We start from the raw sequence: 21307 nt of genomic DNA, 5'->3' as shown, positions 1-21307 counted from the left end.
CGTCCCCACTGCCCCCGCCGTCCCCTCCGGGCCCGAGTCCGGCCATCCGTTCCTGGACCGGCTCGCCCGGGCCGGGCAGCGGCTGCGCGGGCTGGACGGGCGGTGGCCGTGGCTGCTGGACGCGGCCGTGGTGGCCGGGGCGTTCCTGGTGTTCTGCGTGCCGGAGCTGGTGCGCGGTGAGGACGACGAGGGCCCGCGCGAGCACCACGTGGTCTTCACCCACCTGCCGCTGCCCGCCACCCTGGCCTTCCAGGCCGCGCTGCTGCTGCCGCTGCTGTGGCGCCGCCGCCGCCCGGGGACGGCGTTCGCCGTGGTGGGCGCGGTGTTCCTGGTGCAGTGGTCACTGGGCGCGGCGCTGCGGGCGGACGCGGCGCTGCTGCTGGCGCTGTACGCGCTGGCCCTGCACGGGCGGCTGCGCACCCTGGCCTGGGCGTGCGCGGCCAGTGCGGCGGGGGCGGTGGTGGTGGCGCTCCGGCTGTCCTCGGCGGTGTCGGTGTGGGACGTGCTGTTCTTCCTGGCCGCGGCGGTGACGGCGGCCGTCGCGGTGGGCATCGCGGTCCGGGTCCGCCGGGCGCAGCTGGCGGGCCTGCGCGAGCGGGCGGCCCGGCTGGAGGTGGAGCGCGACCAGCGCAGCCGGCTGGCCGCGGCGACCGAGCGGACCAGGGTGGCCCGGGAGATGCACGACATCATCGGCCACAACCTGTCGGTGATCATCACGCTGGCGGACGGCGGCGCGTACGCGGCCCGCTCGGCGCCGGAGCGCGGCCGGGAGGCGCTGGCGCTGATCGGCGACTCGGGCCGGCAGGCGCTGGGCGAGCTGCGCCGGATGCTGGGCGTGCTGCGCGAGCACGGCGACGGCCCCGAGCTGGCCCCGCAGCCGGGCATCGCCGACCTGGCCGGGCTGTGCGGGCGGATCCGCTCGGCCGGCCCGGAGGTGGTGCACCGCACCGAGGGCGACCTGGAGTCGCTGGACCGCGGGGTGCAGCTGATGGTCTACCGGATCGTCCAGGAGGCGCTGACCAACACCCTCAAGCACGCGGGCCCCGCGGCCCGGGCCCGGGTGTCGGTCTCGCTGGCCGGGGCCCGGCTGCTGGTCCGGGTGGACGACGACGGCGGCGACGGCAACAGGCCGGGCGGCGACGGCCCCGGCAGCGGGCCGGGCGGCGCTCCGGACGGGGACGGGCAGGGCGTCACCGGCATGCGGGAGCGGGCCGCGCTGTACGGTGGCGCCGTCACGGCGGGCCCGGCCCCGGGCGGGGGCTGGTCGGTGGTCGCCGACCTGGACGTCACGCCGGTCGCCGACCTGGACCTCGCCCCGCCCGCCCCGCTCCTCCCGCCCGCTCCGTCCACCCCGCCCGTCCAGCCCGCACCGCCCGTCCCGTCCACCCCGCCCGTCCTCGACCCGGCCGGAGGCCCGGCATGACCAGCGTCCTGATCGTGGACGACCAGCCCCTGCAGCGCTTCGGCTTCCGGATGCTGCTGGAGAGCCAGCCCGACACCTCGGTCGCCGGGGAGGCCGGGCACGGTGCGGAGGCGGTCCGGCTGGCCGCCGAACTACGGCCGGACGTGGTGCTGATGGACATCCGGATGCCCGGCATGGACGGCATCGAGGCGACCCGGCTGATCGTCGCCTCGGGCGGCCGCTCCCGGGTCCTGGTGCTGACCACCTTCGACCTGGACGAGTACGCGCACGCCGCGCTGCGCTCCGGGGCCAGCGGCTTCCTGCTCAAGGACGCCCGCCCCGAGGAGCTCCTGGCGGGCGTCCGGGCGGTGGCCGGGGGCGACGCGGTGGTGGCGCCCGCGATCACCCGCCGCCTGCTCGACGCGTACGCCCACCACCTGCCGGTGCGGCTGCCCGGGGCGGTGGACCAGGACCCGCGGCTGGCCGCGCTGACCGGCCGGGAGCGGGAGATCCTGCTCGCGGTCGGCCAGGGCTGGACCAACGGCGAGATCGCCGAGCGCCTGGTGCTGTCCGAGTCGACCGTCAAGACCCACGTCGGCCGGGTCCTCGCCAAGATCGGCGCCCGGGACCGCGTCCAGGCGGTGATCTTCGCCTACGACCTGGGCCTGACCCGGCCCAACCCGCCGTCCTAGCAGGCTTCCTGACGTAACAACAAGTGCATGATTTTTCACTCATATAGTTACTGCCATGCAATTGGATCTGAATCTGCTCACCGCTCTGGACGCGCTGCTGGAAGAGGGCAGCGTGGCCGGAGCCGCGGACCGGCTCCACGTCACCGCGCCGGCGATGAGCCGCTCGCTGGGCCGCATCCGCAAAGCCACCGGCGACCAGATCCTGGTGCGCACCGGACGCCACATGACGCCCACCCCTCGCGCACTGGCCATGCGCACCGAGGTCCACGTCCTGGTGCAGCAGGCCCACCGGCTGCTGTCCGCCCGTACGGACCTCGACCTGGCGGGCCTGGAGCGGGTGTTCACCGTCCGCCTGCACGACGCCCTCACCACCGCCTGCGGGACCGCCCTGGTCGCCGCGGTGCACCGCCAGGCCCCGAAGGTGAAGATGCGCCTGACGGTCGAGCCCGGCCACGACACCCCCGAGCTGCGGCGCGGCGAGGTCGATGTGGCCTCCAGTGCCGGACCCCCGCCCCAGCCCGACATCCGGCACCGCCTGATCGGCCAGGACCGGATCATCCTCGCGGTCCGGGCGGGTCATCCGCTCACCGAGGGGCCGGTGACCGTCGAACGGTACGCGGCGGCCGATCACGTGACCGTCTCCCGGCGGGGGAGCCTGCGCGACCGGGTCGACGACGTCGTCGCCGCCCTCGGCCACGAGCGCCGCGTCATCGTCTCCGCCCCCGCGACGGACACCGCCCTGCAACTCGCCCGCGACGCCGACGTCGTGGTCGCCCTCCCCGACGCGGTCACCCGCTCCGCCCGCGACCAACTGGGCCTGACCACACTGCCGTTGCCGTTCGACCTGCCGCCCGTGCCGCTCTACCTGCTCTGGCACCAGCGCTACGACGACGACCCCGCCCACACCTGGCTGCTCGACCTGGCGACCCGGACCCTCCAGGACCTGTTCGCCGCTCCGGACGCTTCCGACCGGTAGCGTCCTCCTCCATGGGCTCTGCGAACGCGTCGGCGACGCGTCCGGTCCGGTCCGGTCCGGTACGGCGCAACTGCCGGGCTATAGTTGCGGGGTCGCGAAAAACGGTGCCCCGTACGTCCATCCACCGGGCACCGCTCGTACATCGATGCAGAGAGCTTCTGACCGGTGAGCGTCTCCGGCCGAGAGCGGACCGTCGCACCCGCTCACGGCGCCGACCGCCGCCGACGCCTGTCGGCGCCACCCAGGAGCGCAGCATGCAGAAGACCATCGCCATCATCGGAGCCGGACTCGGCGGGCTCACGCTCGCCCGGGTGCTCCGGACCCACGGCATCACCGCGACGATCTACGAGGGCGAGCTCTCGGCAACGGCCCGCGCACAGGGCGGCCTGCTCGACATCGACGAGGAGACCGGACAGGTCGCGCTCCGCGCAGCGGGCCTGTACGACGGGTTCCTCGCCCTGGTCCGCCCGGGCGAGGACGCCAAGCGCGTGGTCGACCGCCACGGCACCGTCCTGTTCGACCGGCCCGCAGACCCCGGATCGGCCCGCCCGGAGGTGGATCGCGGCGAACTGCGGCGCCTGCTCATCGACTCGCTGGCACCCGGGACGATCAGGTGGGGCCACAAGCTCACCTCGCTCCGGCGCCGCACGGAGGGCGGCTACGACCTCGCCTTCGCGGGAGGCTCCACCGCGCGCGCCGACCTCGTCATCGGCGCGGACGGCGCCTGGTCGAAGGTGCGGCCGCTGCTCACCCCCGCCACGCCCTCCTACAGCGGAACCTGTTTCGTCGAGATCGCCCTGACGCCGGACGACCGCAACCACCGGGCGAGCGCGGCCGCGATCGGCAGCGGCACGCTGATGGCGCTCGCCCCGGGCAGGGGCATCATCGTCCACCGGTACGCGGACGGGCACGTGCGCGGATACGCGGCGCTGAACAGGCCCGAGGAGTGGATGGGGCCGATCGCCTCCGGCGACCGGACCGCCGCCCTCGGCCGGGTCGCCGCCGAGTTCGACGGCTGGTCACCGCTGCTCACCGCCTTCGTGGCCCGGAGCGAGTCGGAGCCGTGGCTGCGGCCCATCCACGCCCTTCCCGTCGGGCTCGCGTGGGACAGGGTGCCCGGAGTGACGCTCGTCGGTGACGCCGCGCACCTGATGTCGCCCTTCGCCGGTGAGGGCGCGAACCTCGCCATGTACGACGGCGCCGACCTGGCGGGCGAGTTGGCCGCACGACCCGACGACACCGAGACCGCGCTCGCCGCCTACGAGGAGCGGCTGTTCCCGCGCGGCAGCGAAGCCGCGGGCCGCTCCGCGCGGAACCTGGAGGTCTTCTTCGGCCCGGAGGCACCGGATCAGCGCGCGGCTCCCCCAGCCCCGAGGGGGGCTGGGAGGTACCCCCTTGGCGCCCGGCTGGGAGTGCCGGCCCGACGCCCTCGTACTGGATGTACTTGGGTGTTGGGCCGGTGCTTCCAGGCGAAGGGGGCACCTCCCGGCCCCCCTTGGGGCCGGGGGAGATCCGGCGTCGCGCGCCCGGCAAGATCGGCCGGACAGGGCCTAGGCCGCGGGGGCGTGGCCGGGGAGGCGGGTGCGGAAGGTGGTGCCGGGGCTGTCGGCCACCGTGAGGGTGCCGCCGTGCAGGGTGGCGATGTCGCGGGCGATCGGCAGGCCGAGGCCGGTGCCGCCGTGGTCGCGGCTGCGGGCGTCGTCGAGGCGGGTGAAGCGTTCGAAGACCTTCTCGCGGTCGGCGGGGGCGATGGCGGGGCCGTCGTTGGTGACGTCCAGCACGACGCTGCCGTCGGCGGGGTCGGTGCCGACCCGGACGGTGACCCGGCTGCGGGCGTGCCGCTGGGCGTTGTCGAGCAGGTTGGTGAGCAGCCGGCCCAGCCACAGGCGGTTGCCGAGCACCAGGGCGCCGTCCCGGACGTGCAGGTCGACGGGGTGGCGGGGGGTGCCGCGGGAGTCGGCGGTGGTGCGGGCGAGTTCGGCGAGGTCGAGCGTCTCGCGGGGGCCGTCGTGGCCGGCCGCGTCGAGGCGGGCCAGCAGCAGCAGGTCGGCGGCCAGCGACTGGAGGCGGTCGGTGTCCTGGAGCGCCCCGGCGACCATGTCGGCGCGGACCGCCGGGTCGGGGTGGGTGTGGGCGACCTCCAGCTGGGTGCGCAGCACGGCGAGCGGGCTGCGCAGTTCGTGCGAGGCGTCGGCGATGAAGCGGCGCTGGCGCAGGCCGGCCGATTCGAGCCGGTCGAGCATGGCGTTCATGGTGTGGGCGAGCCGGGCGATCTCGTCGTCGCTGCCGGGTTCGGGGACCCGCCGGTCGAGGTCGCGGTCGCCGATCCCGGCGACCTCGGAGCGGATCGCCTCCACCGGCCGCAGGGCCCGCCCGGTGGCCCGCCAGGTGACCGCGCCGACGGTGGTGACCAGGACGGCGCTGAGCACGGCGAGCGCGGCGGTGGTGAGGTCCTCGGCGGTGTCGGCGGTGTGCAGCGAGGCGCCGACCCGGATGGTGACCGGCCCGGACGGGGTGCCGGTGGTGACGGTGGTGACCCGCTGGTGGTGCTCGTCGCCGAGCGCGCCGAGGTCGAAGGTGGAGTGGCCGTCGCTGGTGCCGGTGGGGGCGAGGGCGGGGCGTCCGGCCAGGTTCTGGCTGGCCGCGACGACGTTCCCGGCGGCGTCGGTGACCTGGATGAAGTCGGTGCCGTGGTCGAGCGGCAGCTGCCCGGGCAGGTGCCCGTCGGCGGCCAGCCCGGCCACCGCGAGGGCCTGTTCGCGGGCCCCGGCCTCGACGGTGCGCTCCAGGTTGACCCGCAGCAGCAGCACCACGGCGGCGGAGGCGATCAGCAGGACGGCGGCGACGGCGGCGCAGGCCGCGATGGTGGTGCGGGTGCGCACCGAGCGGGGCGCGAGGCGGCGGACGGCGGCGGACACCCGGGCCCGGAGCGCGGCCGCCCGGGCCCGCCGCGCTCCGGGCCGGCCGGCCGGCGTCGGGCTCCGGTCAGCCACCGTCGGGCTCCAGCCGGTAGCCCGCGCCGCGCACGGTCTGCAGGGCGCTGCGGCCGAACGGGGTGTCGATCTTGCGGCGCAGCGCGCTGATGTGCACCTCGACGGTGTTGGGGTCGCTGTCGGCGGCGGCGTCCCAGACCTGTTCGAGGATCTCCCGCTTGGAGACCGCCTCGCCGGCCCGCCGGGCCAGGTGGTCGAGGACCGCGAACTCGCGCGGCGTCAGCGCGATCGGCGTGCCGCCCCGGGTGCAGGTGCGGGCGGCGGAGTCGACCACCAGGTCGCCGAGCACGGCCCGGCGCGGGGCCCGGGAGCCGATCCGGCGGGCCAGTGCCTTGAGCCGGGCGACCAGCACCACGAAGGAGAACGGCTTGGACAGGTAGTCGTCGGCGCCGGTGTCGAGCGCCTCCGCCTCGTCCCACTCGCCGTCCTTCGCGGTGAGCATCAGGATGCCCGCGTCGCTGCCGGCCGCCCGCAGCCGGGCGCAGACCCGGTAGCCGTTGAGGCCGGGCAGCATGATGTCCAGGATGATCACGTCGTAGGACCGGTCGGTGGCCCGGGCCAGCCCGGACAGCCCGTCGTGCACGATGTCGACGTCGAAGCCCTCCGCCTCCAGCCCGTGCTTGATCGCCAGGGCCAGCCGCTGTTCGTCCTCCACCACCAGTACGCGCATGCCCCCAGGGTGGCAGGTCGGCGCGGCCCGTAGCTGAAGGCGTCTTCAGGTCTTCAGCAACCCTTCAGCGCGCCCCGGCCATGCTGGCCCCGGCCTTCGAACGCGCGCCCGCCCGCCTGCCGGGCGGCGGCGGCCCGTCCGGGGCCGGGCACACACGGAACACCGGCAACGCGAGCGGGAGTGGGCGGCGTGGACGAGCAGGAGCGGTCGGGGGCGGGGCGGACGGTGCCGCCGTGGCTGCGCGGGCGGGCCGCCCGCTGGGGCGGCGGGGTCGCGGTCGCGGCCCTGCTGGTCGGCGGCGGGGCGGCGGCGGTCGCGGCCACCGAGCACCACGAGCGCCACGAGCACCGCGGCGGGCCCGCCGCCGCCCGGGGCGAGCAGCGCGACGGGTCGGAGCACGGCCGGGAGCAGCGCGGCGAGCGGCGCGACCGGGGCGAGCGCGGAGACGACGGGAGCCGCTCCGGACAGCGGTCCGGCGGGCGTCCGACCCGGCAGGCCGCTCCGGCACCGCTGCCCTCGCTGGACGCCGCCGACGCGCTCGTCAAGGCGGCGTCCGCGGTGCCGGGCGGCCGCGCCGAGTCGATCCGGGCGGCGACCGCGGCCGACGGCGGCCGGGCCTGGCAGGCCGTGGTCCTCGGCCCGGACGGCACCCGCCACCTGGTCACGGTGGACGGCACCACCGGCGCCCTGACCGGCAACACCCCCCTCACCGGCTGACCACCGGCACCGCCCCCGGCCCTGCGCCGGGGCCCGGGCGTCCCGCCCTCGTCACCCACTCCCTCCCCCTCCCCCCTTCCGGAAGGAACGCCCCGCAGTGAGCAGTAGCAGCACCGCCGTCCCCGTCTCCCCCGCGCACCGGCGCCGGCCGTCCGGGGCGGGGGTGGTGAGCAAGGTGCCCGCGGTGACCGCCGGGTTCTGGGTGGTGAAGGTCCTGACGACCGGGATGGGCGAGACCACGTCCGACTTCCTCGCGCACACGTTCGGGCCGGTCCCGGCGGTGGGCGGGGCGGCGGTGCTGCTGGCCGTCGCGCTGGCCGCGCAGGCGCGGGCGGGGCGGTACCGGCCGGTCGTGTACTGGGCGGCGGTGGTGATGGTGAGCGTGTTCGGCACGATGGCCGCCGACGTGGCGCACGTGGCCGCGGGGGTGCCGTACGCGCTCTCCGCGGGCGTGTTCGCGCTGGCGCTGGCCGCGGTCTTCGCGGTGTGGCGGCGCACCGAGGGGACGCTGGCGGTGGAGACGGTGGCGGGCGGGCGCCGGGAGGTCTTCTACTGGGCGGCGGTGATGGCGACCTTCGCGCTGGGCACGGCGGTGGGCGACCTGACCGCGGCCACCCTGGGCTGGGGCTACCTGCCGTCGGGGCTGCTGTTCGCCGCGCTGATCGCGGTTCCGGCGCTGGGGTACCGGGTGCTGCGGCTGCCGCCGGTGCTCGCCTTCTGGTGGGCGTACGTGCTGACCCGTCCGCTGGGCGCGTGCTTCGCGGACTGGGCGGGGGTGAGTCGGCAGCGTGGCGGCCTGGATCTGGGGACCGGGCCGGTGAGCCTGGTGCTGGCGGTGGTGATCGCGGGCGCGGTGCTGTGGCTGGGCCGGCGGGAGCGGGCCGTTTCCTGAAGGCTCCTTCAGGTCTTCAGGATCCGTTCAGGGCACCTGGGCCATGCTGGCCGTAGTGGTGCCGCCGCCGCCTGCCCCACACTTCCCCGGATCCTCCCCGGAAAGGCGCTTCGACGATGTTCTCCTCCTCGGCCCTGCTGGCCGTCAATCCGCTGGACGCGGGGTCGCTGCTGGCCTCGTTCGGTGCGCTGGGCATCGCGGTGGTGATGTTCGCGGAGACCGGCCTGCTGGTCGGGTTCTTCCTGCCGGGCGACTCGCTGCTGTTCACCGCGGGCCTGCTGTGCACGACGAGCGCGCACAGCGGGCCGCACCTGAACCTGGGGCAGGTGCTGGCCGCCGCGGTGGTGGGCGCGCTGGCCGGGGCGCAGGTCGGGTACCTGATCGGGAAGCGGGGCGGCCGGGCGCTGCTGGCCCGGTCCCGCAACAAGCACCTGCAGAACGGGGCGGTGCGGGCGGAGGAGATCCTGACCCGGTACGGGCACGCGAAGGCGGTGGTGCTGGCCCGCTTCGTGCCGGTGGTGCGCACGGTGCTGAACCCGCTGGCGGGCGCCCTGGGGGTGGACGTCCGCACCTTCACGCTGTGGCAGGTGGTGGGCGGCCTGGTGTGGACGGTGGGGCTGGTGCTGGCCGGGTACGCGCTGGGCTCGTCGATCCCGAACGTCGACCACTACCTGCTGCCGATCGTCGCCCTGGTGGTGGTGGTCTCGCTGCTGCCGCTGCTCCTGGAGCTGCTGCGTTCGCGCCGCGGGGCCCGGGCCCGGTGACCGGCGCGGACCTGCGCCGCCGCCCCGTCGTGCTGGCTTCGGCCTGCGGCGGGGCGTTCGCGCTGCTGGCGGTGGTGGTGGCGGTGCACGGGTGGGCGCCGTTCGGGTTCGAGGCGGCGGCGGTGCGCTGGGGCGTGGCGCACCGGCCGGGCTGGGCCCGGTCGGTGGCGATGGCGGTGACCTCGCTGGGCACGGACGTCTTCCCGTACCTGCTGGCGCTGGCGGCGGGTGCGGTCGCGGTGCGCTCCACCCGCCCGGCCGGGGCGCGGCTGCCGGTCGGGGCCTGGCGGACGGCCGGGGCGCGGCGGACGGCCGCGGTGCTGCTGGCGCCGCTGGTGTGGCTGGTGGCGGGGCAGTTGCTGCGGCAGGGCCTGATGCGGGCCTTCGCCCGGCCGCGGCCGCCGGTCGCGGACTGGGCGTTCGACGCGTCGGGCTTCGCGTTCCCGTCGGGGCACGCCTTCACCTCCGCCCTGTCGGCGGGCCTGCTGGCCGTGGCCGTGGCCCGGGCCCGGCCCGGGGCCGCCCGGCTCGCGGCGGCGGGGGCGGCGCTGTTCGCGGGCGTCATCGGCTTCACCCGGGTCTACCTGGGCGTGCACTGGCCGCTGGACGTGCTGGGCGGCTGGCTGCTGGCGTCCGCCTGGCTGGCCCTGGGCGGGTGGCTGCCGGGGCTGCGCGCGCAGCGGGCGGCGGGGGCGGCCGGGCCGGGTGGTCAGCGGGCGGCGGGGGCGAGCAGGTAGCGGTGCTCGGGGCGGCCGGTGTCGCCGTAGCGGAGGGAGAGGCGCAGGCGGCGGTCCTGGGCGAGCTGTTTGAGGTAGCGCTGGGCGGTGGAGCGGGACAGGCCGGTGGCGTCGGCGACCTCCTGGGCGGAGAGGGGGGTGGCGGCGCGGCGGAGGGCGTCGAGGACCAGGTCGGTGGTGGGGGCGCTGTGGCCCTTGGGGAGGGCGGTGGCGGGTGAGGTGCCGGTGCGCAGGGCGGCGAACATCCGGTCGACCTCGTCCTGGGAGGTCTCGCGGGCGGACGGCCCGGCGAGGGCGTGCCGCAGTTCGGCGTAGGCGGTGAGCTTGTCGCGCAGGCCGGCGAAGCTGAACGGCTTGACCAGGTACTGGAGTGCGCCGTGCTGCATGGCGGCGTGCACGGTGGAGACGTCGCGGGCGGCGGTGACCATCATGACGTCGCACCGGATGCCGGCCTCGCGCAGCCGCCGGACCAGGACGAGCCCGGTCTCGTCGGGCAGGTGGTGGTCGAGCAGGACGAGGTGGACGGGGGCGCGTTCGAGGGTGGCGTACGCCTGGGCGGCGCTGTGCGCGGTGCCGGTGACCCGGAAGCCGGGGACCTTGGCCACGTAGGCGGCGTGGACGTCGGCGACCCGGAAGTCGTCGTCGACCACGAGGACGTCGATCATGCGTGCTCCAAGCGGGGTTCCGCGGCGCTCAGGGCCTCGGGGAGTTCGACGGTGAAGCGGGCGCCGCCGAGCGGGCCGGTGCCGACGGCGAGCCGGCCGCCGCTGCGTTCGACCAGGCGGCGGACCAGCGCGAGGCCGAGGCCCCGGGGGCGGTGGGCGGGGGCCTGCTTGCTGCTCCAGCCCTCTTCGAAGACGCGTTCGCGCAGGTCGGCGGGGATGCCGGGGCCGCTGTCGGCGACTTCGACCAGCAGGGTGGTGCCGGCGGTGCGCAGCCGGACCTCGACGGTGCCGGCGGGGGCGGCGTCCATCGCGTTGTCGACCAGGTTGCCGACCACGGTGACCAGGGCGCGGGCGTCGACCAGGGCGTCGGGCAGGTGGCTGTCGGGGGTGACGGTGAGCCGGGTGCCGCGTTCCTCGGCGACGGCGGCCTTGCCGGTGAGCAGGGCGGCGGTGTGCGGGTCCTGGACGTGGCGGCCGATCCGGGCGGCGCGGGCGGCCTGGGTGCCGGACTGTTCGGAGATGAAGTCGGCGGCCTGGTCGTGGCGGCCGAGTTCGAGCAGGCCGAGCAGGGTGTGCATCCGGTTGGCGTGTTCGTGGTCCTGCGCGCGGAGCGCCTCGGTGAGGCCCCGGGTGTGGTCCAACTCCCGCACCAGGAACTCGAGTTCGGTGCGGTCGCGGAGGGTGGTGACGGCGCCGCCGTCGGCGGTGGCCATCCGGTTGACGACCAGCACGCGGTCGTCGCGGACGGCGGGCAGGTCGGCGCCCTCGACCCGGCCGGTGAGCACGTCGGCGAGCCGGCCGGGCGGCAGCAGGTCGTCGACGGTGCGGCCGGTGCAGTCCTCGGGCAGGGCGAGCAGGCGCAGCGCCTCGTCGTTGGCGAGCCGGATCCGCCCGGCGGCGTCGAGGGCGAGCATGCCCTCGCGGATGCCGTGCAGCATGGCCTCGCGTTCGATCAGCAGGGCGGCGATGTCGGCGACGGCGATGTTGTGGGTGCGGCGCTTGAGGCGGCGGGCCAGCACGAGGGTCGCGGCGAGGCCGACGACCAGGCCGGCGCCGGCGCAGAGCAGGATGCCGCCGGCCATCGAGACCAGCCGGCCGCGGATCGAGTCGTCGCTGAGGCCGACCGAGACCTCGCCGACGATCCGGCCGTCGGCGAGCCGCAGCGGGACCTTGCCGCGGGCGGTGCGGCCCAGGGTGCCGTCCTGGATGGCGGTGACGACCTCGCCGCGCAGGGCGGGTTCGGGGTCGGTGGAGACCCGCAGGCCGATCCGGGCGGGGTCGGTGTGCGAGAGCCGGATGCCCTCGGTGTCGGTGATGACGACGAACTCGGCGCGGCTGGCGAGCCGGATCCGTTCGGCGATGCCCTGCGCGGTGTCGGGGTCGCGGTCGGCGGCGGCCCGGGCGACGTCCGGGTCGGTGGCGGTGACCTGGGCGATGGTCAGGGCGCGCTGCATGGCGTCGCGGTCGAGTTCGGCGCTGACGGGGGCGAGGAACAGCCCGGCGGTGACGGCGGTGACGGCGACGGTCACCACGGTCTGGCTGAGCAGGAGTTGGGCGAAGACGCGGCGCGGCCAGTGCGGCCGGAACGGTCCGAGCGGTCGTCCCACGGTGGCGTCCTTCCTGCTCAGGCCGGGTGCGGGGTGGTGGCCACCCTATGTTTCCGGCGTGTTTCTGTCAGCCCCCGCCCCCGGTTGTTGTAGCGGAAGCAAAACGAGCACAACAGCCCTCAACGCCGCAAAACCGCGTTACGCCCGCAAGGCTCCCGCCACCCCCGCCCGTCCTCGTAGCGTCCCGGTCCACAGCAGCGGGCCGGCGAGGGAGCCGGCCGAGGAGGTAGGTGGTTCACGTGGACCCGCACAAGGCCGGGGCCGTCCCGGCGATCGAGTTGACCGGGGCGACCAAACGCTTCCGGACGCCGTCCGGCGCCCTGCACACCGCCGTCCGGGAGCTCGACCTGACCGTCGCCCCCGGCGAGTTCGTCGCCGTCGTCGGCCCGACGGGGTGCGGCAAGTCCACCACCCTGACGCTGGTCAGCGGCCTGGAGGAGCCCACCGAGGGCGAGGTGCGGGTGTACGGGGAGCCGGTGTCCGGCATCAACGAGCACGTCGGCTTCGTCTTCCAGCAGGACGCCGTGTTCCCGTGGCGCACGGTGCTGTCGAACGTGATGGCGGGGCCCCGGTTCCGCGGCGTGCCGGCCGACCAGGCCCGGGAGAAGGCCCGCGACTGGCTGTCCCGGGTGGGCCTGTCGGCGTTCGAGGACCGCTACCCGCACCAGCTCTCCGGCGGCATGCGCAAGCGGGTCGCGCTGGCCCAGACCTTCGTCAACGACCCGCGGATCCTGCTGATGGACGAGCCGTTCTCGGCGCTGGACGTGCAGACCCGGGCGCTGATGTCGGACCAGCTGCTCGAACTGTGGGCGGGCACCGGCTCCTCGGTGGTCTTCGTGACGCACGACCTGGACGAGGCGATCGCGCTGGCCGACCGGGTGGTGGTGATGACGGCCGGACCGGCCACCGTGAAGGAGGTCTTCACCGTGGACCTGCCGCGGCCGCGCACCGTGGAGGCCGTCCGGCTGGAGCCGCGCTTCGTCGAGCTGTACCGAGAGATCTGGGCCTCGCTGGGCGAAGAGGTCCGGATCACCCGTGAGAGAGGAGCGGGTCGTGCCGCTTGAGACCGCAGCAGTAGCCCCGGCCGCCCCCACCGCCTCCCGCACCGAGGTGCGCGAGCGGGCGGCCCGCAACCGGAAGCTGGGCGTGTACGGGGCCCGGGCCGCCGTGCTGGCCGGGTTCCTCGGCCTGTGGGAGCTGTGCTCCCGGACCGGGGTGATCGACCCGTTCAACTTCTCCCAGCCGTCGAAGATCTGGAACCAGATCTGGCAGTGGGTCACCCACGGCACCGCGCAGGGCTCGCTCGGCGAGCAGATCGGCTACACCCTGTACGAGGCGCTGACCGGCTGGGTGCTGGGCGTGGTCGGCGGCGTGCTGCTGGGCATCGCACTGGGCCGGATCCGGTTCCTGGCGGACGTGTTCGGCCCGTACATCAAGGTGCTGAACGCGATCCCGCGGATCGTGCTGGCGCCGATCTTCCTGATCTGGTTCGGCCTCGGCCCGGCGTCCAAGGTCGCCTCGGCCGTGGTGCTGGTGTTCTTCCCGGTGTTCTTCAACGCCTTCCAGGGCGCCCGCGAGGTGGACCGCAACCTGGTTGCCAACGCCCGGATCCTGGGCGCCAGCAACCGGAAGGTCACCCTGCAGGTGGTCATCCCCGCCGCCACCACCTGGATCTTCACCAGCCTGCACGTCAGCTTCGGCTTCGCGCTGATCGGCGCGATCGTCGGCGAGTACATCGGCGCCACCAAGGGCCTGGGCCTGATGGTCGCGGCCGCGCAGGGCACCTTCAACGCGGCGGGCGTGTACGCCGCGATGACCATCCTGGCCGTGGTCGCGCTGTTCACCGAGGGCCTGCTGACCTTCGCCGAGAAGCGCCTGTTCCGCTGGAAGCCGGCCGACGCCGGCGACGGCCGCTGACCCCCACCCCACCCGTTCACCCCTGAGAGGCTCCCCCACCATGCGCAGAACCGCTGCCGCCGCCCTCGCCGCCGTCCTCCTGCTGCCGCTGGCCGCCTGTGCCAACGACGCCGCGACCTCGCACAACGGCGCCGCCCCCGCCGGGAAGAAGGTCGACGGCCCCACCGTCAAGATCATGGTCGGCGGCCTGGACAAGGTCATCTACATGCCGGCCATGCTGACCCAGCGGCTGGGCTACTTCGCCGACGCCGGGGTCAACGTCGAGCTGCTGAGCGAGCCGGCCGGCGTCAACGCCACCACCGCGCTGCTGGCCGGCGACGTGCAGGGCGCGGTCGGCTTCTACGACCACACCATCGACCTCCAGGCCAAGGGCAAGATCGTCGAGTCGGTGGTGCAGTTCTCGCAGGCCCCCGGCGAGGTGGAGGTGGTCTCCGCCAAGCAGGCCGACGCGATCAAGTCCGGCGCGGACTTCAAGGGCCGCAAGCTGGGCGTCACCAGCATCGGCTCCTCCACCGACTTCCTCACCAAGTACCTGGCCGTCAAGAACGGCGTCAACGTCAGCGAGTTCAGCCCGATCGCGGTCGGCGCCGGCCAGACCTTCATCGCCGCGCTCCAGCAGGGCTCGATCGACGCCGGCATGACCACCGACCCGACGGTGGCCAACATCCTGTCCAAGCAGCTCGGCACCGTGCTGTACGACATGCGCACCCCCGAGGGCTCGAAGGCGGCGCTCGGCGGCCTGTACCCGTCCTCCTCGCTGTACATGAACACGGCGTGGGTGGACGGCAACAAGGAGACCGTCCAGAAGCTCGCCAACGCCTTCGTGAAGACCCTCAAGTGGATGAACACCCACACCCCCGAGGAGATCGCGGCCCAGATGCCCGCCGACTACGCGCAGGGCGGCGCCGCCGAGTACGCGGCCGCGATCAAGGCCACCCTGCCGATGTTCACCACCGACGGCGTGATGCCCGCCGACGGCCCGAAGACCGTGCTGTCGGTGCTGGCCGCCTTCCACCCGGACGTGCAGGGCAAGGAGGCGAGCATCGACCTGGCCAAGACCTACACCACCGAGTTCGTCTCCAAGGCCACCGGCTGACGGCCGGTCGACGCGGCGGCCCCGCCCCCTTCCCGGACAGCGGGGGGCGGGGCCGCCGCCGTGCCCGGTTCAGTCGGTGGCCTTCACCACCTTGAGGACCTTGCCGGTGGCGCCCGCGGTGAGGTAGCCGCCGCCGCTGCCCCGGTCGTCGGAGAGGTAGTAGCGGATGGTGATCTCGTCCGCGAACCAGCCGTAGTCGACGAGCAGGTAGCGGTCCGTCGGCTGCGGGACGGCGAGCCGGCTCTTGGCGGTGGCGGTGACCGTCGGGATCTGGTCCCAGTCGATCCGGCCGAGGTCGACGAGCTTCTTGGCGCTGATGCTGTCGACGACGCCGCCGGTCGTGGTGGTGAGCTTCCCGGCGCGGTAGTCGACGGTGTCGTAGCGCGCCGGGTTGTCCTTGCGCACCACCTTGGCGTGGGCGTTGTCGGAGCGGACCGTCATGTCGATGATCGTGGAGCTGCCGGTGCTCGACCGGATCGACTCGACCAGCGCCCGGGCACCGTCCGGGGTCAGCAGGTCGGTGCCGGAGGCGGGCGCGCCGACGCCGGGGCCGCCCTTGGACGGCGCGGTGGAGGACGGCAGGGCGGACGGCACGGCGGGCGGTACGGCCCCGGCGGTCGCGGGGGCGGAGGCCCCGGCCACGGGCGGGTCCTCGCCCCCCTTCCCGTCGAACAGCTTCGGCCCGAACGCCCACCCGAGCAGCCCGACCGCCGCCGCCACCGCGACCGCCGCGGTCAGCACCGCCCCGGGCCGCCGGCGCGGGCCCGGACGCACCGTCTCGGTGGGGGTGTGCGGGAGGGTGCCGTTGGTCTCGGTCCGGCTGTACGGGGGCGGGGAGTTGGTCTCGGTCGGCGAGAAGGCCGGGCTGCCGCCGAGGGTGCCGTCGACGCCCTGCTCGGCGGCGGCGAACAGCCGGTCCAGCCGGGCGGCGTCGGGCCGCTCGGCCGGGTCGCGGGCCAGCAGCGCGGTGAGGGTGGGGCCGAGCGGGCCGGAGCGGACGGGTGGCGGCAGCGGCTGGTCGAGGACGGCGGCGAGGGTGGCGATGCTGTTGGCGCGGCGCAGCGGGTGGTGGCCCTCGACGGCGACGTACAGCGTCATGCCGAGCGACCACAGGTCGGAGGCGGGGTCGCCCTCGTGGCCGCGGATGCGTTCGGGGGCGATGTACTCGGGCGAGCCGATCAGCGCGCCGGTGGCGGTGAGGCTGGTGGACTCGCTGAGCGCGGCGATGCCGAAGTCGGTGAGGACGGGCGTGCCGTCGGGGCGCAGCAGCACGTTGCCGGGTTTGACGTCGCGGTGCTGGATGCCGGCGGCGTGCGCGGCGGTGAGAGCGGCGAGCAGGCCGCGGCCGATCCGGGCGGCCTCCTGGGGCGGGAGCGGGCCGCGGGTGATCCGGTCGTGCAGGGAGCCGCCGGTGACGAGTTCCATCACCAGCCAGGGGTGGGCGAGTTCGGCGTTGTCGACGATGTGGTGGATGGTCACCACGTTGGGGTGCTGCAGCCGGGCGAGGGCCTGGGCCTCGCGCAGCACCCGTTCGCGCAGTTCGTGGGCGGCGGCCGGGTCGGCGGCGAGCATCGCCGGGTCCGGCGGCCGGACCTCCTTGAGCGCGACCTCGCGCTGCAGCATGGTGTCCCGGGCCCGCCAGACCAGTCCCATTCCGCCGCCGCCGAGCCGCCCCAGCAACTCGAAGCGGCCGTCGATCAGTTGGCCGCCCGGCCCGGCTGTCGTCATGGCGCACATCGTAGGGGTCGGCGCCGACGGCGTTCGAACGCGGCCGGGCGGGGCGGGCGGTGCCGACACGAACGGCACGGGCGGTGCGGCTACCGCCGCCCGGGGACGGGGGCGAGTGCGACCTCGGGGCCGTGCTGGCGGGTGCCCCAGCCGGTGCGCAGGCAGGTGAGGGCGGCGTACCAGCGCAGCGGGCGCAGCACCGTCCAGGACCAGGCGGCGGCGAGCGGGGTGAGCGCCCAGGTGGCGAGTTGGGAGCGGGCGGGCTGGTCGGAGCGGCGGACGGTGAGGTAGCGCAGGGTCTGTCCGGCGACGATCAGCGGGGGGACGGCGAGCAGGGCGGGCGGGAGGGCGGTGCCGGTGCGCCAGGTGTGGGTGAGCAGCAGGGCGGCGGTGGCGGTGGCGGCGAGGTGCTGGTACCAGCGCAGGACCTGGACGAGCAGGGCGGGGTGGCCGAGCGGCAGGTAGCGCACCCGCCACAGCGAGCGGATGGTGGAGCCGCGCATCCAGCGCAGGTACTGGCGCAGGTGGTGGCCGAGGTGCTCGGGCATGACGCTGAACACGACGGCGCTGGGCTGCTGGACGACGCGGCCGCGGCGCAGCGCGTAGAAGGTGAGCAGGGAGTCGTCGGAGAAGGTGACGGGCCGTCCGGCGAAGGTCTCGCCGAGGTACTGCTCGCGGTGGTCGGTGAGCAGGTCGGCGCGGTAGGCGGCGAGCGAGCCGGAGCAGACCATGACGGCGCCGAGCGGGGAGAGCGCGGAGCGGTCGACGAGTTGGTTGGTGACGTACCAGAGGTCGGTGATCCGGCTGATCAGGCCGTGCCGGTTGTTGTGCGCGAGGACGACGCCGGCGACGGCCTGGACCTTCGGGTCGGCGAGGGGCTGGAGCAGTTCGTGCAGGGCGTGCGGGTCGAGGTGGGCGTCGGAGTCGACGGTGACCAGGACGTCGGCGCCGGGGCAGTGCGCGGCGGCGGCGACCTGGGCGGCGCGCTTGCCGCGGTTGGGTTGGCGCTGCCAGGTGGCGCGAACGCCGGCCCGGGCCGCGGCGGCGAGCCACTCGGTCCGCAGGTCCGCGTACCCGGTGGTGGAGCCGTCGTCGACGACGTGCGCGGACTGCGGGGGGCGGGTCTGGGTGAGCAGCGAGTGGAGGGCGGTGCGCAGGTAGCCGGGGTCCTCGTTGTAGAGCGGGACGAGGACGGCGACGTCGAGCCGGTCGAGGGCGCGCTGCTGGGCGGGGGTGGCCCGGACGGGGCGTTCGGCGAGGTAGAGGCCGGTCTGGACGGCGAGCGCCAGGGCCAGCGGGGCCCACGCCCAGTCCGCCCAGCCGCCGCCGGTGCCGGTGGCGGCGGCCCAGGCGCGCAGCCCGTAGCCGGTGGCGACCAGGGCGGCGACGAACAGGGCGGCACCGGCCGCGAGCAGGGCCGCGGGCCGGTGCCGCCAGGCCGTCAGGACGGCGGGCGCCGGGTGCTCAGCGTCCACGGCGGAAGCCGAACCGGACGCAGAGCACGCCGAGCGCGACCAGGACGGCCGCGACCGCGATCATCCACCACCCGGCGACGGTGAGTCCGCCGAGCACGAGCACGCCCGCGCCGGTCTTCGCCAACTGGTTCTGGTACATCCCGGGCCTCCGTGGATCAGGGGTGGACGAACGATCTTGTCCACCGTCTCCCGGGGGCCCGGGTGACGCACCGTCAGCAGGCGGAACGGGTGAGCGGGGTGCCGCCGGCCGGGCGTGGCGGCGGCGGCGCCGCCTGCGGTCAGGCGGCGGTCTCGAAGGGGCCGACGGTGAGGTCGCCGCAGACGTTGAGGGTGCCGTTGTCGACGCCGCCGGTGACCGGGACCTGGGACTGCTGGGTGGTGTCGGGCAGGATCACCGCGAGCTTGGAGCCCTGGACGGCGCAGACCAGGCGGCCGGAGGCGCTGCCCTGGAGGTTGACGTCGCTGTAGATCAGCGGGGCGGCGGCGGACTTGCCAGGCTGCAGGGTGACGGTGGCGGCGTTGGCGCCGCCCTGGCGGACGGCGTCCAGCGGGCCGGCCTTGCCCTCGTTGTCGGTGAGCCGGACGCCCGGGAAGCCGGTCAGCGTGCAGGGCTTGCCGGAGGTGTTCTGGGCCCGGACCTCGGCCCGGGCGGGCTGCTGCTCGCTGGCGCGGCCGGCCGGGCCGGTCACGGTGAGCTTGACGTCCTGGGCGGTGCACTTGGTGCTGCCGCCGGCCTTGGGCGAGGCGGCGGTGCCGGTGCCGCCGGTGCTGCCCGCCGGGCTCGCCGCCGTGCCGCCGGCCGGGGCCGCGGCGGTGCCGGACGCCGGGGCCGCCGCGCTGGTCGGGGCGGTCGCGGTGGTGGCGGCGTCGTCGTTGCAGGCGGTCAGGCCCAGCCCGGCGAGGAGGGCGACGGCGGCGGTGGCGGTCAGACGGGTGGCGGTGCGCATGGCGGTGTACCTCGGGTGGGGGTCGGAGGAGCGGCCCGGAACGGACCGGAAACTTTCTTGACCCAGTTCTATCCGGTCATGATCCACAGCCGTGTCCGCCGGTTGTCACAGCCGCGTCACAGCGCCGCACACAACGGGCACCGGGGGCCGAACCGGGCACGCCGCACCGGAGTTGAGCCGGTGTCAGCCGGAGTTGAGCCGGTGTCAGCAGGGGTGACGGGACGTCAGCCCGGGCGACGGGGCGTCAGAGCGCGGCGAGGCGGGCCAGCGGTCCGGCCGCCGGGTCGGGGAGGTCGCAGGCGGCGCGGACGGCGCTGTCGTGGGCGGCGGCGAGGGCGTCGAGCCGGGCCAGGCGGGTGCGGCCCGTGCGGGAGAGGTGGGCGGTGATCCGGCGGCGGTCGTGCTCGTCGTGGCGGCGGTAGACCTGGCCGGTGTCGGCGAGGGAGTCGACCAGGCGGCTGAGGCTGGCCTGCGGGATCAGCAGGGACTGCGCGAGTTCGCCCATCGGGTGGCCCCGCCCGTCGGCGAGGGCGCGCAGCACCCGCCACTGGTCGACGGTGCAGTCCTCCTCGGCGAGGGCGGCGGCCAGTCCGGTGGTGAGGCGGCGGTGGGCGAGCGCGACGAGTTCGACCAGCAGCGGCGCCGGGGCGGCCTCCCCGCCGACGGCGCCCTCCCGGCCGACGGCGTCCTCCCGCGTGGCGCTGTCCGCGGACATCCGGCCTCCCGTTCCGATCCCTTGCCGTGACCCGGAGGGGTTTCCCGGGGCCCGGCGGCACGACGATACTCGCACCGGCGGGAAACGCGTGAGGACGGGTGATGCTGGACGTCAGGCTGGTCGATCCGCTCGACGCGCTGCACCTCGGACGGGAGGGCGGCGCGTTCCGGGTGGGCCTCGTCGTGCCGCAGTCCGGGACGCTCGGGCTGACCGGCCCGTCCGCGCTGGACGGCGCGCTGCTGGCCGCGCACGAGGTGAACGCGCGCGGCGGGGTGCGGGGCCGGCCGCTGGAACTGGTGCTGGTGGACGGGGGCGGGGCGCCGCAGCCGGTGGCCGCCGAGGTGCGCGGACTGCTGGCGGCGGGCGCGCTGGACGCGCTGGCGGGCTGCCACACCAGCGACGTGCACCGGGCGGTGGAGGCGGTGGCCGCCGAGCGGATCGCGTACGTGTTCACGCCGCCGCACGAGGGCGGCTCGCGGCGGCCCGGGGTGCTCTGCACCGGCATCTCCCCGGCGGCCCAACTCGGTTCGGCCATCCAGCAGTTGACGGAGCGCCACGGGCTGCGCCGGTGGGCGCTGATCGGCAACGACTACATCTGGCCGCGCACCGTGCACCGGGCCGCCGCCCGGCTGGCGGCCGGGGCCGGGGCCCGGGTGGTGCTGGAGCGCCGGGTGGCGTTCGGGGCGGTGGAGCGGGCGGTCGAGCCGCTGCTGGACGGGCTGCGCGCCGCCCGCGCGGACGCGCTGCTGCTCAGCCTGATCGGGCGCGACCAGGTGGTGTTCCACCGGGCGCTGCGGCGCAGCGGCCTGGACCGCCGGCTGGTGCGGCTGTCCGGCGCGCTGGAGGAGAACGGCCTGCTGGCCCTGGGCGGCGACGGCACCGGGACGCTGTACGCGGCGATGCCCTCGTTCGCCACCCTGGCCGAGGAGCCGCGCCAGTCGCTGGCCGAGCGCCACCGGGCGCTGTGCGGCCCGTGGGCGCCGGTGCTGGACGCGTACGCGGTGGGCCTGTACGACGGCCTGCACCTGCTGGCGGGACTGGCCGCCCGCCGCGCGCTGGAGCCGTCCGGCCTCGCCCGGGCGGCGGCCCCGCTGCTGCGGGCCGGACGGCGGACGGTGCACCTGGCCCGGGCCGAGGGGCCGGGCTTCGCCGTCCTGCCCTGAACCGCCCCGCCCTACCCCGCACCGTCCTGCCCCGCCCCGCCCCGAGCCCTTCGTGACCGTGCGCAGTGGATCCCGTACGCCGAGAAAACCCTTCCATCTGGAAATACTTGGCCCTACAGTCTCCCCCACACCCGCTGGGCCGTCACGGAGA

General features: G+C 75.5%; 21 protein-coding genes and 2 pseudogenes. 13 read left to right on the top strand and 10 right to left on the bottom strand.

The features are described 5' to 3' along the window. The first annotated feature begins 52 nt into the window (after positions 1-52). The 4 genes and pseudogenes from IH44_RS0125390 to IH44_RS49770 all read left to right on the top strand — a co-directional run. On the top strand, positions 53-1423 hold the full coding sequence (locus IH44_RS0125390; protein ID WP_081967107.1) for a sensor histidine kinase: 1371 nt from the start codon (positions 53-55) through the stop codon (positions 1421-1423). After that, complete coding sequence (locus tag IH44_RS0125385; protein WP_030462036.1) at positions 1420-2094, top strand: response regulator transcription factor; 675 nt, start codon at positions 1420-1422, stop codon at positions 2092-2094. The genes IH44_RS0125390 and IH44_RS0125385 overlap by 4 nt, the downstream gene beginning before the upstream one ends. 55 nt (positions 2095-2149) lie before the next feature. Continuing rightward, positions 2150-3070, top strand: coding sequence for a LysR family transcriptional regulator (locus IH44_RS0125380; protein WP_030462035.1), 921 nt, complete (start codon positions 2150-2152; stop codon positions 3068-3070). An 11-nt stretch (positions 3071-3081) separates the two neighbouring features. Continuing rightward, positions 3082-3762, top strand: a pseudogene (locus IH44_RS49770) (FAD-dependent oxidoreductase); the annotation flags it as partial. Positions 3763-3836: 74 nt separating this feature from the next. On the opposite strand, the gene IH44_RS48400 reads toward IH44_RS49770, so the two are convergent. Then, the gene (locus IH44_RS48400) at positions 3837-4148 is read right to left on the bottom strand and encodes a hypothetical protein (RefSeq protein ID WP_030462033.1); all 312 of its coding nucleotides are present in this window, start codon (positions 4146-4148) and stop codon (positions 3837-3839) included. Between IH44_RS48400 and IH44_RS49180 the strand changes: the two are divergent. Next, a pseudogene (locus tag IH44_RS49180) lies at positions 4111-4344 on the top strand (FAD-dependent oxidoreductase); the annotation flags it as partial. The gene IH44_RS48400 and the pseudogene IH44_RS49180 overlap by 38 nt on opposite strands. Before the next feature lie 276 nt (positions 4345-4620). Here the strand turns inward: IH44_RS49180 and IH44_RS0125365 are convergent. Both IH44_RS0125365 and IH44_RS0125360 read right to left on the bottom strand, forming a co-directional pair. After that, a complete protein-coding gene (locus IH44_RS0125365) occupies positions 4621-6063 on the bottom strand; it encodes an ATP-binding protein (protein WP_051817300.1) in 1443 nt (480 codons plus the stop codon). Next, positions 6056-6733 carry a response regulator transcription factor gene (locus IH44_RS0125360; RefSeq protein ID WP_030462031.1) on the bottom strand — a complete coding sequence of 226 codons (678 nt, stop codon included), beginning with the start codon at positions 6731-6733 and terminating at the stop codon, positions 6056-6058. The genes IH44_RS0125365 and IH44_RS0125360 overlap by 8 nt, the downstream gene beginning before the upstream one ends. 189 nt (positions 6734-6922) lie before the next feature. On the opposite strand from IH44_RS0125360, the gene IH44_RS0125355 reads away from it, so the two are divergent. The 4 genes from IH44_RS0125355 (at position 6923) to IH44_RS0125340 (ending at position 9843) form a co-directional block, all read left to right on the top strand. After that, positions 6923-7450, top strand: a complete 528-nt coding sequence (locus tag IH44_RS0125355) for a hypothetical protein (RefSeq protein ID WP_157852459.1) — start codon at positions 6923-6925, stop codon at positions 7448-7450. Between the two features lie 97 nt (positions 7451-7547). Then, on the top strand, positions 7548-8342 hold the full coding sequence (locus IH44_RS0125350; protein ID WP_035956326.1) for a membrane protein: 795 nt from the start codon (positions 7548-7550) through the stop codon (positions 8340-8342). 116 nt (positions 8343-8458) lie between these two features. Beyond that, positions 8459-9106: a DedA family protein gene (locus IH44_RS0125345; RefSeq protein ID WP_030462028.1), complete on the top strand. Its 648-nt coding sequence runs from the start codon at positions 8459-8461 to the stop codon at positions 9104-9106. Continuing rightward, positions 9103-9843 carry a phosphatase PAP2 family protein gene (locus IH44_RS0125340; protein WP_051817299.1) on the top strand — a complete coding sequence of 247 codons (741 nt, stop codon included), beginning with the start codon at positions 9103-9105 and terminating at the stop codon, positions 9841-9843. Before IH44_RS0125345 ends, IH44_RS0125340 begins: the two co-directional genes overlap by 4 nt. Here the strand turns inward: IH44_RS0125340 and IH44_RS0125335 are convergent. Together IH44_RS0125335 and IH44_RS0125330 are read right to left on the bottom strand one after the other, a co-directional pair. After that, on the bottom strand, positions 9816-10508 hold the full coding sequence (locus IH44_RS0125335; protein WP_030462026.1) for a response regulator: 693 nt from the start codon (positions 10506-10508) through the stop codon (positions 9816-9818). The genes IH44_RS0125340 and IH44_RS0125335 overlap by 28 nt on opposite strands. Next, entirely contained in the window at positions 10505-12115 is a 1611-nt protein-coding gene (locus tag IH44_RS0125330; RefSeq protein ID WP_030462025.1) for a sensor histidine kinase, read from the bottom strand. The genes IH44_RS0125335 and IH44_RS0125330 overlap by 4 nt, the downstream gene beginning before the upstream one ends. A gap of 239 nt (positions 12116-12354) precedes the next feature. On the opposite strand from IH44_RS0125330, the gene IH44_RS0125325 reads away from it, so the two are divergent. From IH44_RS0125325 to IH44_RS0125315, 3 genes are read left to right on the top strand one after another with little or no spacing between them, the layout of a single operon-like run. Then, positions 12355-13179 (top strand): ABC transporter ATP-binding protein, encoded by an 825-nt coding sequence (locus IH44_RS0125325; RefSeq protein ID WP_030462024.1) that lies wholly within the window; start codon positions 12355-12357, stop codon positions 13177-13179. Next, complete coding sequence (locus tag IH44_RS0125320) at positions 13169-14032, top strand: ABC transporter permease (protein WP_030462023.1); 864 nt, start codon at positions 13169-13171, stop codon at positions 14030-14032. The genes IH44_RS0125325 and IH44_RS0125320 overlap by 11 nt, the downstream gene beginning before the upstream one ends. Positions 14033-14072: 40 nt before the next feature. Further along, a complete protein-coding gene (locus tag IH44_RS0125315; RefSeq protein WP_030462022.1) occupies positions 14073-15128 on the top strand; it encodes an ABC transporter substrate-binding protein in 1056 nt (351 codons plus the stop codon). A 69-nt stretch (positions 15129-15197) separates the two neighbouring features. Here IH44_RS0125315 and IH44_RS0125310 read toward each other — a convergent pair whose 3' ends face one another. The 5 genes from IH44_RS0125310 to IH44_RS0125290 form a co-directional block, all read right to left on the bottom strand. Next, the gene (locus IH44_RS0125310) at positions 15198-16856 is read right to left on the bottom strand and encodes a serine/threonine-protein kinase (protein WP_030462021.1); all 1659 of its coding nucleotides are present in this window, start codon (positions 16854-16856) and stop codon (positions 15198-15200) included. A gap of 89 nt (positions 16857-16945) precedes the next feature. Beyond that, on the bottom strand, positions 16946-18331 hold the full coding sequence (locus IH44_RS0125305) for a glycosyltransferase family 2 protein (RefSeq protein ID WP_051817297.1): 1386 nt from the start codon (positions 18329-18331) through the stop codon (positions 16946-16948). After that, positions 18321-18470: a hypothetical protein gene (locus IH44_RS46680; RefSeq protein ID WP_157852458.1), complete on the bottom strand. Its 150-nt coding sequence runs from the start codon at positions 18468-18470 to the stop codon at positions 18321-18323. The genes IH44_RS0125305 and IH44_RS46680 overlap by 11 nt, the downstream gene beginning before the upstream one ends. A gap of 139 nt (positions 18471-18609) precedes the next feature. Then, positions 18610-19278 carry a DUF4232 domain-containing protein gene (locus IH44_RS0125295; protein WP_030462019.1) on the bottom strand — a complete coding sequence of 223 codons (669 nt, stop codon included), beginning with the start codon at positions 19276-19278 and terminating at the stop codon, positions 18610-18612. A gap of 244 nt (positions 19279-19522) precedes the next feature. Beyond that, entirely contained in the window at positions 19523-19993 is a 471-nt protein-coding gene (locus IH44_RS0125290) for a helix-turn-helix domain-containing protein (RefSeq protein ID WP_030462018.1), read from the bottom strand. A gap of 101 nt (positions 19994-20094) precedes the next feature. Here IH44_RS0125290 and IH44_RS0125285 point away from each other — a divergent pair, with 101 nt between their 5' ends. Next, entirely contained in the window at positions 20095-21156 is a 1062-nt protein-coding gene (locus IH44_RS0125285; protein WP_232795081.1) for an ABC transporter substrate-binding protein, read from the top strand. Positions 21157-21307 lie beyond the last annotated feature (151 nt).

Source organism: Kitasatospora sp. NRRL B-11411, from assembly GCF_000721345.1.
In the GTDB taxonomy this organism is placed as follows: Bacteria; Actinomycetota; Actinomycetes; order Streptomycetales; family Streptomycetaceae; genus Kitasatospora; species Kitasatospora cineracea.
This window is presented reverse-complemented; position numbering and strand designations above follow the sequence as displayed.